Here is a 12002-nt window from a genome sequence, read left to right as displayed (position 1 = left end):
ATTTTACGGAGAGGAAATTATTTTTCAAAAACATAAGCTCCTGTTAAAGAATCAATATAAACATTTGCTTCTATAGTAGATTTAAAACCAATTCCGTTTATTGCTCCACTGTTCCTATTCGAGCCAGAATCTATTGCTGCTCCAATAACAGCGCCTACAACTCCTCCTGCAACAGCGCCAACAAGAACACCTCCCGTTTTGGATTCTTCAAAAAGATTTGCTCTTGAAGAGTAAATATAAAATCCTTTTTCATTTTTTTTCATTTCATCAAAACCCACTGGTGTAAGTTTGTACCCCTTACCTTCTTCCACATAGCAATACATTTCTGATAAAGAAGTTTGTACGTCTTTATCTATCAGTTTTACCACTTTACCATTTTTATTTTTTTTAAGAGAATAATTCGCATTAGGCTCTTGTTTATAAAAGCTTTTAAAATCAGTATAAACTCCCTCTTTTAATTCAGAATTATTTAAAGCATTATAATTTTTACTTAAATATTTACTGTAATTATGAATCTCATTTTCAGGAATTGAATAAGAAGTAACCGTATTAGTATAAGAAGCCTTGATAAAGTCTGTGATAATCTCTGAAATCTGCTCAGCCAAATATTTCGGTGCGTGAGCCACTCTTTTAGGGTTGCAAACAATCACATTATCAAAACGATAAATAAAATAGTAATTATTATTTCTTTTTAGAAAACTTGAAACTTTTATTTTGGTTTTGGCATAAGGATATTCTTTATCTGAGTCTTGCTCATTATAGACTTTTAATTCTTCCAATACTACAACAATGTCTGTATTACCCGTCTTTTTATTGTCTTTTAAAAACCAACTTTCTACGTGACTTTTCAAATCTTCATCTTCAAATCTTATAGTTACAAGTTCTCCTTTATCATCTATTTTACCGATATTTTTATCAGTCCTGTTATCTATTAAGGTAAGTGATCTGGTAAGAGATTTTCTATCTTTAATACTTTGATCAAGCTTAATGAATTCTGTTTTTTGGGCAGAGATACTTATTGAAATAATCAAAAAGAAAAATATTTTTATCATAATTATTTTTTTTTGCAAAAATAGATATTTCCTAAAAACTAAACGACCCTTACAATAAATTGTAAGAGTCGTCCAACATTAAAAAAATAAACTATTATGGAGTTTGCTTTGCTCCTGAAGTATTTTTTTTACCACCATGAGGGTGTTTTTCATTCATTTTATCTCTCATCATTCCTTCAGATTGAAAAAGCTTCAAAACCTTTTGACAAGGAATCACAGTCTGCATCTTCTCAGCATACTTTTTTCTGTTATCAAATAGTTTTTGACCTACTTCAAAACTTTGCTGCAATTTTACTTTTGCTTCATCCTCAGAAAGTTTTTCAGGATCAAAATTAGAATCAAATTGATTTTTTATATGTTTCTGATTATCTAAATATTCGTTGTACATTGCAGTAAACTCAGCTTTATCCTGTGGAGCAACATCCAGCATATCAATAACCATATTATTTCTAAATTGGGTAAGAAGTGCTTTTCTTTCATCTGGCGAAAGATTGTTTATTACCTCTTTTCTTTGATCGGGATTCATTTTTTTCCAATCATAATCCTTGATTTGTGCGCTGAGCCCCAAACCTGAGATAATAAAAAGTGTAAATAATAATTTTTTCATCTTTCTTTTAATTATATAAATCTAAATAAACATCTTGGCTAGAATTGTTTGCCAATTCTGCTATTTCCGAATTGTTAAGCGATTCTAAATATTCGTTCATATGGATTTCATTAACCGTTTTTACCGTTTTTTTATTCTTCTTTTCAGAATCATTATTAGCAACTTTCGAAACGATGGACTTTATATTCATCTGTTTTTCAGTTCTTTGATTCGGATTTTCTATCGAAGTTAAATCTGATTCCAAAGTTTCATATGCAAGTTGACTTTCTTTCTTAGGTGCAGTTCTGTTATCAGTATAGTTAAGGTTTGAATCTCCATTGGTTGAAGAATCTGAGTTTAAATTATAAACAAAAGTCGACCCAAAAATAAGAGCTAAAGACGCTGCTGCTGCATATCCCCAATTCATTTTGAAAATTGGAGCTTTTCGCTCAGTCTTTATTTCACCCATCACTCTGTTCTGAATATTTTCAAACATATTTTCAGGTACTGCGTAAATGTTTTGGCGCTCTAATTTTTCCAGATCAAAACCTTGAACTCTGCTTAGAACCTTTTCCTGAATATCTTCAAATATATTCTCAGAAACTTTGTAAATATTTTTACGTTCTAAATTCTCCAGATCAAAATCTTTTACTCCACTCAACACCTTATCCTGAATATTTTTAAACATATTTTCAGGTACTGCGTAAATGTTTTGGCGTTCTAAATTATCTAGATCAAAATCTTTCATGTGGTTGGTTCTCAAAAATTATCTCTCGTAATTCTCTTTGATATATTCTTCTATTTTCTGTTTGGCATAATGATAATTTGTTTTTAAGGTTCCTACCGACATATCAACTATTTTAGATATCTCTTCGTAAGGTAAATCATCATAATACCGCATCATAAATACCAGTTTCTGCTTTTCAGGCAGGCTCTGTATAGCTTTTTGCAAAAAAACTTGTATTTCTTCAGCATCACTGTGTGTATTATCGGCAACCAGATTTTGCATATAATATTCCGGATCTTCATCAGTTTTCTGCATTTTTTTCAGTTTATTGATTTGTTGCAGTGCTTCATTGGTGGCAATTCTGTACAGCCAAGTGTACAACTGACTGTCATTCTTGAACTGATGAAAATTTTGGTAAGCTTTTATAAATGTTTCCTGCAAAGTATCCTGAGCAAGGTCTCCATCTACAATAATACGTCTGATGTGCCAATATAATCTACTCTGATAAGCATCCATCAACACCCGAATACCTTTTTCAAGCGTTCGTGGGTTTTGCATCAGCGCAATAATCTCTGCGTCTTTAATCTTCATAAGATGCTTTCATTGTTTTGGATTACAAAAATATCTAAAAGTTAAATTACTTATTCAATTTTGAGTCCAATATATTAACTTTTAAGATTTATATCAATAATATTAATTTGAAAACATCCGTTATCATTCAACTTTCCTTCCAAAACTAAAAACGCTTATCTTTGTTTTATGCAAACAGTCATTATCGGTTCCGGGAATGTTGCCTATCATTTGGCAAAAGCTTTCGTTCAAAATGGTATTTCTATAACCCAAATTTTTGGAAGAAATGAGAAAGAACTTCAGAAAATTTCTTCTGAATTAAATATTTCCTATTCCACAGAAAATCTGGAAGATGCAGATCTATATATTATTTGTGTAAGTGATAATTCTATAGAAAATGTTTCAAAAATTATCTCTAAAAAAGATTGTTTAGTTGCTCATACTTCAGGTTCTTTACCTAAAGAAGTTTTGACAGGGGAGTACAGAAGATCAAGCTTTTACCCTTTACAGACTTTTTCAAAAACTAAAGATTTAGATTACACGAAAATTCCTTTTTTTATTGAAACTGAAAATGAAAAAGACCAGAAAATCTTAACTGATCTAACTTCCAAAATTTCAGAAAATGTAATGGAAAGCACTCATGAAAAGAGAAAATACATTCATTTAACGGCGGTTTTTGCCTGCAATTTTGTGAATCATCTTTTTGCAAGAGCTAAAGAAATTTCAGATGCTCAAGAAATTCCGTTTGATTATTTTTTACCATTGATTAATGAGACCGTTCAGAAAATCTCTGAAATAGAGCCAAAATCAGCGCAAACCGGACCCGCAGTGAGAAACGACCAAAGAGTTTTGGAATTACACGAACAGTTATTAAAAGACGAAAGTCTTGAGATTTATAAAACAATGAATCAATCGATTAAAACGATGTATCAATTGCCATAAATTTTTAACTTTGAGGAAAACCAAAAAAATGAATACAAACATTATCCGTTCCCTCATCATTGGAGCATCTATCGTTATTACAGCTTTTGTCTTGGGCTCAAGTTTTAAAAACAGAAATTTAAAACAAGATACAATTTCCGTTACTGGCCTTGGTTCTAAAGATTTTATTTCAGACGAAATAAGTTGGGGTGGAAGTTTCGACGCCAGTGCAATGGATGCAAAAGAAGCTTATAATTTGATCTCGCAAGACAAAGAAAAAGTAAAGGCTTTTTTCTACAGCAAAGGTTTCAAAGCAGGAGAGTTTGCTTTTGGTGGAGTTAATTTTTCAAGATCTTACCGTACAGTGACGACAAAAGAAGCAGACGGAACAGAAAAGTCTGAAGATATTTTTGATGGATATAAAGCGACTCAAAGTGTATTTTTCAGAGCTAAAAAGAATCCGGTCTTGATGAAAAAAATCGAAAGTGTGATCGACAAAACGGCCGAACTTATCAATAGAGGAGTACAGTTTGAGCCATCTTCAGCACAATATACTTATTCTGACCTTGCTTCATTGAAACACAGTTTAATAGAAGCGGGTTCAAAAGATGCCAAACAAAGAGCTGAAAAAATTGTAAAAAGTGCAGACGGAGATCTTGGGAAATTGAAAGACGCCTCCATGGGAGTCTTTCAGATCACAGCAAAAGGTTCTACTGATGAGGATAGTTATGGTGGAAATTTTGATACCTCAAGCAAGGAAAAATCAGCGAGAATTACAGTAAGACTTACTTACAATCTCGACTAAAATATTTATTAATAAAAAACAAAGGATTAATAAATGCGATTGATTTAATTTTTTATCAATCATCATTTATCAATCATTAATTAAAATGAGTTATAAAGAGAAACTAAAAGACATAAAAGCATTTGTATTTGATGTAGACGGTGTATTCACAGACGGAAGTGTTTATTTGATGCCAGGTGGAAATATGAGCCGAGTAATGAATGTTTTGGATGGTTATGCAGTTGTAAAAGCTTTAAAAAATGATTATCTGATAGGTGTTATTACCGGAGGAAATGATGAAATGGTGAGACACAGGATTAATTACTTGGGAATACAGGATTATTATGCAAAGTCTCATGATAAAATGGTGGATTATGAAGATTTTAAAGCTAAATATGATCTTAAAAACGAAGAAATTTTAACAATGGGAGACGATGTTCCGGATTTTCATATGATGCAGAATTCGGCAATTGCCACCTGTCCTGAAAATGCTGTTCCTGAAATCAAAGGAATTGCAGATTATATTTCGCAAACCAAAGGTGGAAGTGGAGCAGTGCGTGATGTCATTGAGCAGGTAATGAAGGTTCAGGGAAAATGGCATGATGATAATACGCAATCTGTATAATTATCAGATAGCAATTATCGTTTATCAATCATCATTTATAAATACTAATGAAAATACTTTTAGCATCACAATCTCCGAGAAGGAAAGAGCTACTATCAAGTTTAGGTTTTGATTTTGAAGTCGTAAAAATTGACTGTGAAGAGATTTTACCTGACCATATAAAAATAGGAGAGGCCGCAGCTTATTTATCTGAATTAAAAGCCAATGCATTCAGAATTCTTCAAAAAGATGAAGTTTTATTGACCGCAGACACGGTCGTTGCCCATGAAAACCAGGTTTTAGGAAAACCAAAAGATGAAATGGAAGCAAGAGAAATGCTTCAGTCATTATCAGGAAAAATACATCAGGTCTATACGGGAATTACAATCAAAACTTTAGATAAGATCATCACCGAAACCGATGTTGCCGATGTAGAATTTGATGAAATCACTTCAGAAGAAATCGATTTTTATATTAAAAACTACAAACCATTCGACAAAGCAGGAAGTTACGGGATCCAAGAGTGGCTAGGAATGGCAAAGATTAAAAATATCAACGGAAGTTTTTATACCATAATGGGACTTCCTACGCATTTAGTTTATAAAATTTTGAAGGAATTATAAAGATTTTCAAAATAAAATTTTATTATTTTTACAAAATCATCAAACTGCTGATAATAAAAAGTAAATTAGCGAGTTATATTGAAATAATGAAAAAAAATATAGTATTTCTTTTAGTAGCGATTGTCGTCGTTTCCTGTGGCACGAAAGTGAAAAAACCGGAAGCGAGATCAAAGTTTTTAAAAGGATTTTCAACCTATTACAATACTCTGTTTAACGCTAAAGATGCTTTAAACAGTGAATTTACGGAAAGAGACAAAGCTCATAAAGACAATTTTTATGCGCCTTATATTCCTATATTAACTTACGAAGAACAACCTTTAGGAAGTGATTTGGGACAATCTTCAGTGTTTGCAGAAAATTCTATGAAAATGGCGGAAGTAAACCGCCCTCAACAAAACGGAAGAACTGCACTGGGAATGCAGGGAAATAAGCCTCAAGACCCTAATAATCCGGAAGAGAAGAAAGGAGCCAGTGTTTTGGAAATTGCTGAAGCAAAAGCCTTAAAAGCCATTAATAAATATTCGGTCATCAGAAAAGGAGAGGAGCAAAACAAAACTATTTTTGATGCTTATATTATTCTTGCTCAATCCAGAATTTATCAGGGAAAATCGATTAAAGCTTTAGATGCTTTAAACTATGTTTTCACCCATATGAAAGAAGATAAAAGGCTTCCATTGGCTCATATCTATGAAGCTTTAGCTTATTCTCAGATTAAAAATTACCATAAATCTGATGAAATCTTTAATAAACTTAGAAGTGAAAAATTAAGCAAGGATCACGATAAATTATTGAGTATTTATTACGCTGAATCACTTTTGGATGCGGGAAAAAAAGAAGAATCGATTAAAGAACTAGACCGTGCTTTTGAACTGAATAGCAACAGAAAATTAAAAAGCAGAATTGCATTTTTACGAGGTCAGGTTTTACAAGAACAAGGAAAACAAGATTTGGCAAGAGAAAGCTTTTTAGCTGCTTACAAATATGCCAATGATTTTGAATTTGAAGTAAAATCTCAAATCGAGATTGCCAAAACATTCAATGGAAAAGGCAATTATGAAGGCGCAAAAGACTATCTCGAAAAAATAAGCAAAAAAGGAACATACGCATCCAGAAAGAATGAGTTTTACTATGCTTTAGGCTTAATGGCCAACAAAGCAGGTAAGAAAAAAGAGGCGCAGGAGTTTTTCAAAAAATCACTACTTGAAAAAGTTTCTGACGGACAGGTGAGAGGTTTGGCTTATTACGAGATTGGTAAAAATTATTTAGATAAAAATGATTATATAGGTGCTGGAGCTTATTATGATTCAGCGTTAGCTTCTATGACATACGAACCTTCGAGAATCTTGCTACAAGACCAATCAAGTTACATTAAAAAGATTTCTAAAAACTATTATTTAATTAAGAAAAATGACAGTATTCTTTCTTTGGCGAAAATGACCGATGTACAGAAAACTGATTATTTTGCGAAATATATTGAGAAACTAAAAATCAAAGAAGAAAAAGAGGAAATCGAAAGAAGACGTGCTGAAAGAAGCAAAGGTTTTGATACCGGAGATTACAATGCCAATTCTCTTTTCGCCAACAGTTCAAACTCTTTCGAAGATTTTGGAATTTCAGCAAAAGGCTTTTATTTTGGAAATACAGGGACCGTAAGTAAAGGTACATCTACCTTTAAACAGGTTTGGGGAGACCGTGCCTTGGTTGACAACTGGCGTTTTTCTAAAAAAATGGCATCCCTTCAAGACATGAAAAATGACGCTTTGGGAGTGACAGCAGCACCCAATCCGAGACGTTTTGAACCTTCGTTTTATATTGAGCAAATTCCTGCAGATGCCGGTAAATTATCTCAGCTAAAAAAGGATAGAGATACCGCTTCATTAGGTCTTGGCGTAATGTATCAGAATTATTTTACCAATACACCTTTAGCAACAAAAACGCTTTATGATTTGGTAGATGTAAAACCGGAAGAGAAAGTAATGCTTCAGGCACTATATGAAATTTTTGCCATGAATTATGAGAAAGATCCGCAAGCTTCGGCAAGAGCAAAGCAAATTTTACTCACCGACTATCCTTATTCTTCTTTTGCAGAGTTCGCAAGAAATCCCAAGAGCAGTACTTTTGTAAAGTCTTCTGAAGAAGTTGAAAACGAATATAAAATGGCATTTGCGCTGTATGAATCTGAAAAATTCACAGAAAGTCAGGGAAAAATTGAGCAAGTAGTTCTCAAATTTCCTAAAGATGCACTAATTCCTAAACTGAATCTTTTAAATGCATTTAATGCCGGAAAAACTGGCGGAAAAGAAGTAATGATACTACAGCTTGAACAAATCGTTTTGAATTATGCCAAAACTCCGGAAGGAATTAAGGCTAAAGAAATGCTTAATTATTTGAAAAGTGATATTGCATTCCAGGCAACGGATAATAAAGGAAATAAAACGCCTAATAGTCCTTTTAACGGACCGGGACAGTCTAATAGTATGCAATCTCAAACCAGTAATTTTGTTCCAGCTAATACTTCAGGTACGCCGATGAACAACAATGTTCCACAGAATAATAATAATAATAATAATATTCCTAAAAAACAAGGAAATAACTCGATGCAGAAGCTTCAGCAAGTCCAGGCTCCTGTTGAAACCAAGCCCATGAAACAATAAACAAAAAGCGAAGATTATTCTTCGCTTTTTGTTTTTTTCTTTACTCCATGAAAATCTTTCAGATAAAAAGGCTCGAAATAAGCAATATCTTCAAAATCTTCATTCTTTATTTTTTCTAAAGTTTTCTTTATTAAATACTGAGCAGAAGGATATATCTCTGCATTAAATTCTGCATTTGGAAGTTGCAGTATTTCTTTTGCTTTTACAGCTCCGTCCCCTACAAAAAGGACTTTCTTGTCTTTTAATTCTTCAAAAGAATTTTCATCTAAAACTTTAGCCTCGGTTGCGCTGAGCTCTTCCCCCGAAATTCCGTCATATACAGCAGTATAAACCTCCATTCTTCTTGCGTCTACCAAAGGGATAACTAATTCATAGTTTTGCCCTAAAAAAGGCTCTATCATGCTTTCCATGGAATTAACCGCAATCAAAGGAATTTTTAGTCCGTAGCAAAAACCTTTCGCAGAAGCCGCACCAATTCTTAAACCAGTATATGAACCTGGACCTTTTCCTAAACAAACCGCATCAATATCTTTGATTGATAATTTAGCGCCTTCCAAAGCCCATTCTACAAAAGTGTGAAGCGATTCGCTCTGTTTATAGTTTTCTGAAACTTCTTCTGTAGAGCAAAGCAACTTTTCACCGTCTGAAATAGCTACTGAACAGTTTTTTGAGGACGTTTCGAGATATAATATTTTCATTTTAATCTAAAAATTTATGCAAATTTATGGCTTTATTTCTACACTTTGCCGGCTCCATAATTTCCAATTAGATTTCTTTTTTATCCAGATTTCAAGTAAAGCCAGTTTCATTTCAAAATCTTGATTTTTATACAAACCTGAAACTTTTATTTTCCTTCTAATACTGAATGTATTTTTGAATTTCTTGATTTCTGAAACTTCTGTTTGTTTGATCTCTTTATAAACCACTTTTTTAGAAGAAAAATCTTTCTTAAAATCTCCTAAATTCTGAATCCATCCGTTAGAATGACCGAAAGAAACATTCGATTCAAACAGATCCAAGATTTTAGAATCATTATTCTGCATCAATGAATCCAGTTTAAAAGCTTGATAAAGCACTTGTTTTTCTTTTTTTGAATAATTCTGAGAAAACCCAAAAGCAAAGCAAAAAAGGAATAGAATAGGGTAGAATCTCATTTTCAAATTTGAATTATCCTTTTCTATAAATCGTCCTTGGTTCGCTTTGAGCACTCGGATAAATCGTCATATCAGAAACTGTGACGTGTTGTGGAGCATTGATACAGTATGCAATTGCATCGGCAATATCTTCAGCTTTTAGAGCTTCATAACCCGCATAAACGGTCGCTGCTCTTTCCTGATCTCCTTTAAATCTGATCAGAGAAAAATCGGTCTCCACTGCTCCCGGCTGAATATTGGTCACACGAATTCCAAATTCGGTCAATTCTATTCTCATTCCTTCAGAGATCACATCAACAGCTTTTTTGGTCGCGCAATACACCACACCATTTGCATAAGTTTGTCTTGCTGCAACCGAACTTATATTAATGATCTGTCCGGAATTTCTTTCTTTCATCATCGGGATTAATGTTTTAGAAACATATAAAAGTCCTTTTACATTTCCATCGATCATAGAATCCCAATCGTCAGTACTTCCTGCTGAAAGAGGTTCTAAACCATGAGCATTTCCTGCATTATTGATTAACACATCAATGTTTTTCCATTCTTCTGGTAAGGATGAAATTGCCTGTTCAACTTCCTTAAGATTTCGGACATCAAATTCTAAACTAAAAACATCGGTAAATATTGACAACTCTGTTTTTACTTGATCTAAAACCTTCGGTCTTCTTCCGCAGATAATTATTCTGTTTCCTTGTTTAGCTAAAAGCTCGGCGGTAGATTTTCCTATTCCGGAAGTTGCTCCGGTGATGAGTATTGTTTTCATAAAAATTTTCAATTTTTAAATTTAGCAATGTATCAATATAACAGTTTACCAATGATTGGTACATTGTTACATTGATTAATTTGCATCAAATGCTTCAAAAGCATCTTCAATATGTTCTATATTAAATTTTTCAGTAGAATCGGGGAGTACTGAAATAATGTCAAATCTTACTTCCTGATCTTTATTAAACTTTTCCATAAAGTGATTGGCTGCCATAACAATCAATTTTATTTTTCCTTTTGTAACAGCTTCCTGTGGAAGAATAAAGAAATCAGTCGATCTTGCTTTTACTTCTGCTACAATAATTAAGTTATCCTTTTCAGCGATAATATCAATCTCGGCTTTTTGATAACGAAAGTTTCGCACAAGAATTTTATAGCCGTTTTTTAATAGAAACTCTGCAGCAAGGTCTTCTGCTTCTTTACCTAATTCGTTGTGATCTGCCATTTGAGTTGGAGTGTTTGTGAGTAGGAGAGTTTTAGAGTTTGTTTAAAATTCAACCTTCACCTTATCATTAACCTTTATTTTAACCTGACTACCAATAATCAAAGGTCGATTGTCTTTAATGTGTCCATTTGGAAAATCAAAAACAACCGGGAAATTATACTTTGAGATTCTTTCAGCAATAAGTTGGTTTGCAAATTCATCAAAGCTTTCTTCGTATTGTTTATTGTCTTTTTCGTCTCCCATGTTTGTCATTCCGCCAACAATTAAACCTTTTATTTTTGTAAAAACTCCGGCTAATTCAAGACTCATCATCATTCTGTCGAGTGCGTAAAAATTTTCGCCAATATCTTCGATAAATAATATTTTATCTTTAAAATCAAAAGAATATTTAGTTCCGAGAAGCGCATAAATAAGCGCTAAATTCCCTCCAACCAACTCTCCTTCAGTATTTCCTTGTTTATTATATTGATTCGATTTTAAGCTGTATGTTGGATTTTTTCCTTTTAAAATATCAAAAAGTAAATCATAGCTTTCCTCAGTCACCCCAAAACTCGAAGTCTTAATAGTCTGCCCATGAATGGATGCAAAACCTTTTTTAAACAAATAACTTTGTATCACCGTGTTATCAGAATAACCGATATACCATTTCGGGTTTTTGGTAAATTTTTTTAAGTTTAAACCATGAATTAAGTGTTGACAACCATAACCTCCTCTCGAAGCCCAAACTGCGGAAATTTCACTGTCATTTAAAGCCCAATTTATATCTTTCAGTCTTTGTTTCTCAGTTCCTGCGTAATTATAGCCATTAGAAAATTTGGTATAAAGATTTTCTCCTAAAATAGGTTCAAAACCTTTAGATCTAATCATTTCAATTCCTTTTTTCAGTTGAGTAGGTTCTACAGAACCTGCAGGAGAAATGATGCCTATTTTGTCTCCTTTTTTAAGTGATTTGGGAAATATTTTCATTAATCAGCTGTTGTTTTTTTAATAGGATTATTTTAGTGATTCTTAAATTTAACGCAAAGTTCGCAAAGGTTTCTTTATTATTATTCTGCATATTTTTTGTTTGCAAAGGCGTTCTACTTAGCAAAGAAACCCAAGATAACTCAATTGA

At 32.8% G+C, this 12002-nt stretch carries 14 protein-coding genes; 5 read left to right on the top strand and 9 right to left on the bottom strand.

Annotated features, from left to right (window positions below; all coding sequences use genetic code 11):
• Window positions 1-17: 17 nt before the first annotated feature.
• The 4 genes from AB671_RS14755 to AB671_RS14740 all read right to left on the bottom strand — a co-directional run bounded on the left by AB671_RS14755 (window position 18) and on the right by AB671_RS14740 (window position 2956).
• On the bottom strand, window positions 18-1052 hold the full coding sequence (locus AB671_RS14755) for a hypothetical protein (protein ID WP_066681222.1): 1035 nt from the start codon (window positions 1050-1052) through the stop codon (window positions 18-20).
• 94 nt (window positions 1053-1146) lie between these two features.
• On the bottom strand, window positions 1147-1659 hold the full coding sequence (locus AB671_RS14750; protein WP_066681220.1) for a hypothetical protein: 513 nt from the start codon (window positions 1657-1659) through the stop codon (window positions 1147-1149).
• A gap of 7 nt (window positions 1660-1666) precedes the next feature.
• The gene (locus AB671_RS14745; protein WP_228390995.1) at window positions 1667-2386 is read right to left on the bottom strand and encodes a hypothetical protein; all 720 of its coding nucleotides are present in this window, start codon (window positions 2384-2386) and stop codon (window positions 1667-1669) included.
• Between the two features lie 18 nt (window positions 2387-2404).
• On the bottom strand, window positions 2405-2956 hold the full coding sequence (locus tag AB671_RS14740) for an RNA polymerase sigma factor (RefSeq protein WP_066681218.1): 552 nt from the start codon (window positions 2954-2956) through the stop codon (window positions 2405-2407).
• Between the two features lie 168 nt (window positions 2957-3124).
• On the opposite strand from AB671_RS14740, the gene AB671_RS14735 reads away from it, so the two are divergent.
• The 5 genes from AB671_RS14735 to AB671_RS14715 all read left to right on the top strand — a co-directional run bounded on the left by AB671_RS14735 (window position 3125) and on the right by AB671_RS14715 (window position 8521).
• The gene (locus AB671_RS14735) at window positions 3125-3877 is read left to right on the top strand and encodes a Rossmann-like and DUF2520 domain-containing protein (RefSeq protein ID WP_066681216.1); all 753 of its coding nucleotides are present in this window, start codon (window positions 3125-3127) and stop codon (window positions 3875-3877) included.
• A 28-nt stretch (window positions 3878-3905) separates the two neighbouring features.
• Window positions 3906-4661: an SIMPL domain-containing protein gene (locus AB671_RS14730; RefSeq protein ID WP_066681214.1), complete on the top strand. Its 756-nt coding sequence runs from the start codon at window positions 3906-3908 to the stop codon at window positions 4659-4661.
• Window positions 4662-4746: 85 nt separating this feature from the next.
• Complete coding sequence (locus AB671_RS14725) at window positions 4747-5265, top strand: KdsC family phosphatase (RefSeq protein ID WP_066681212.1); 519 nt, start codon at window positions 4747-4749, stop codon at window positions 5263-5265.
• 47 nt (window positions 5266-5312) lie between these two features.
• Window positions 5313-5867 carry a Maf family nucleotide pyrophosphatase gene (locus AB671_RS14720; RefSeq protein ID WP_066681211.1) on the top strand — a complete coding sequence of 185 codons (555 nt, stop codon included), beginning with the start codon at window positions 5313-5315 and terminating at the stop codon, window positions 5865-5867.
• An 86-nt stretch (window positions 5868-5953) separates the two neighbouring features.
• Window positions 5954-8521, top strand: a complete 2568-nt coding sequence (locus tag AB671_RS14715) for a tetratricopeptide repeat protein (RefSeq protein ID WP_066681207.1) — start codon at window positions 5954-5956, stop codon at window positions 8519-8521.
• A 14-nt stretch (window positions 8522-8535) separates the two neighbouring features.
• Here the strand turns inward: AB671_RS14715 and tsaB are convergent, their stop codons facing one another.
• From tsaB to AB671_RS14690, 5 genes are all read right to left on the bottom strand, one after another.
• The gene (gene tsaB, locus AB671_RS14710) at window positions 8536-9219 is read right to left on the bottom strand and encodes a tRNA (adenosine(37)-N6)-threonylcarbamoyltransferase complex dimerization subunit type 1 TsaB (protein ID WP_066681205.1); all 684 of its coding nucleotides are present in this window, start codon (window positions 9217-9219) and stop codon (window positions 8536-8538) included.
• Window positions 9220-9243: 24 nt separating this feature from the next.
• Complete coding sequence (locus tag AB671_RS14705; protein ID WP_066681203.1) at window positions 9244-9675, bottom strand: hypothetical protein; 432 nt, start codon at window positions 9673-9675, stop codon at window positions 9244-9246.
• A 13-nt stretch (window positions 9676-9688) separates the two neighbouring features.
• Entirely contained in the window at window positions 9689-10441 is a 753-nt protein-coding gene (locus tag AB671_RS14700; RefSeq protein ID WP_066681201.1) for an SDR family NAD(P)-dependent oxidoreductase, read from the bottom strand.
• 75 nt (window positions 10442-10516) lie between these two features.
• Window positions 10517-10888, bottom strand: a complete 372-nt coding sequence (locus AB671_RS14695; RefSeq protein ID WP_066681196.1) for a YraN family protein — start codon at window positions 10886-10888, stop codon at window positions 10517-10519.
• Window positions 10889-10930: 42 nt separating this feature from the next.
• On the bottom strand, window positions 10931-11854 hold the full coding sequence (locus AB671_RS14690) for an LD-carboxypeptidase (RefSeq protein WP_066681188.1): 924 nt from the start codon (window positions 11852-11854) through the stop codon (window positions 10931-10933).
• Between the last annotated feature and the right edge of the window lie 148 nt (window positions 11855-12002).

Origin of the sequence: Chryseobacterium sp. BGARF1 (assembly GCF_001677955.1) — a bacterium.
Classification (GTDB): domain Bacteria; phylum Bacteroidota; class Bacteroidia; order Flavobacteriales; family Weeksellaceae; genus Chryseobacterium.
The sequence above is the reverse complement of the archived record's forward strand: the minus strand, read 5'-3'. Positions and strand labels throughout refer to the sequence as shown.

What these genes read in the sequence shown, in the direction of transcription:
- AB671_RS14755 (WP_066681222.1), bottom strand. Translation starts at nt 1,052, where the DNA reads ATGATAAAAATATTTTTCTTTTTGATTATTTCAATAAGTATCTCTGCC.
- AB671_RS14750 (WP_066681220.1), bottom strand. Translation starts at nt 1,659, where the DNA reads ATGAAAAAATTATTATTTACACTTTTTATTATCTCAGGTTTGGGGCTC.
- AB671_RS14745 (WP_228390995.1), bottom strand. Translation starts at nt 2,386, where the DNA reads ATGAAAGATTTTGATCTAGATAATTTAGAACGCCAAAACATTTACGCA.
- AB671_RS14740 (WP_066681218.1), bottom strand. Translation starts at nt 2,956, where the DNA reads ATGAAGATTAAAGACGCAGAGATTATTGCGCTGATGCAAAACCCACGA.
- AB671_RS14735 (WP_066681216.1), top strand. Translation starts at nt 3,125, where the DNA reads ATGCAAACAGTCATTATCGGTTCCGGGAATGTTGCCTATCATTTGGCA.
- AB671_RS14730 (WP_066681214.1), top strand. Translation starts at nt 3,906, where the DNA reads ATGAATACAAACATTATCCGTTCCCTCATCATTGGAGCATCTATCGTT.
- AB671_RS14725 (WP_066681212.1), top strand. Translation starts at nt 4,747, where the DNA reads ATGAGTTATAAAGAGAAACTAAAAGACATAAAAGCATTTGTATTTGAT.
- AB671_RS14720 (WP_066681211.1), top strand. Translation starts at nt 5,313, where the DNA reads ATGAAAATACTTTTAGCATCACAATCTCCGAGAAGGAAAGAGCTACTA.
- AB671_RS14715 (WP_066681207.1), top strand. Translation starts at nt 5,954, where the DNA reads ATGAAAAAAAATATAGTATTTCTTTTAGTAGCGATTGTCGTCGTTTCC.
- tsaB (WP_066681205.1), bottom strand. Translation starts at nt 9,219, where the DNA reads ATGAAAATATTATATCTCGAAACGTCCTCAAAAAACTGTTCAGTAGCT.
- AB671_RS14705 (WP_066681203.1), bottom strand. Translation starts at nt 9,675, where the DNA reads ATGAGATTCTACCCTATTCTATTCCTTTTTTGCTTTGCTTTTGGGTTT.
- AB671_RS14700 (WP_066681201.1), bottom strand. Translation starts at nt 10,441, where the DNA reads ATGAAAACAATACTCATCACCGGAGCAACTTCCGGAATAGGAAAATCT.
- AB671_RS14695 (WP_066681196.1), bottom strand. Translation starts at nt 10,888, where the DNA reads ATGGCAGATCACAACGAATTAGGTAAAGAAGCAGAAGACCTTGCTGCA.
- AB671_RS14690 (WP_066681188.1), bottom strand. Translation starts at nt 11,854, where the DNA reads ATGAAAATATTTCCCAAATCACTTAAAAAAGGAGACAAAATAGGCATC.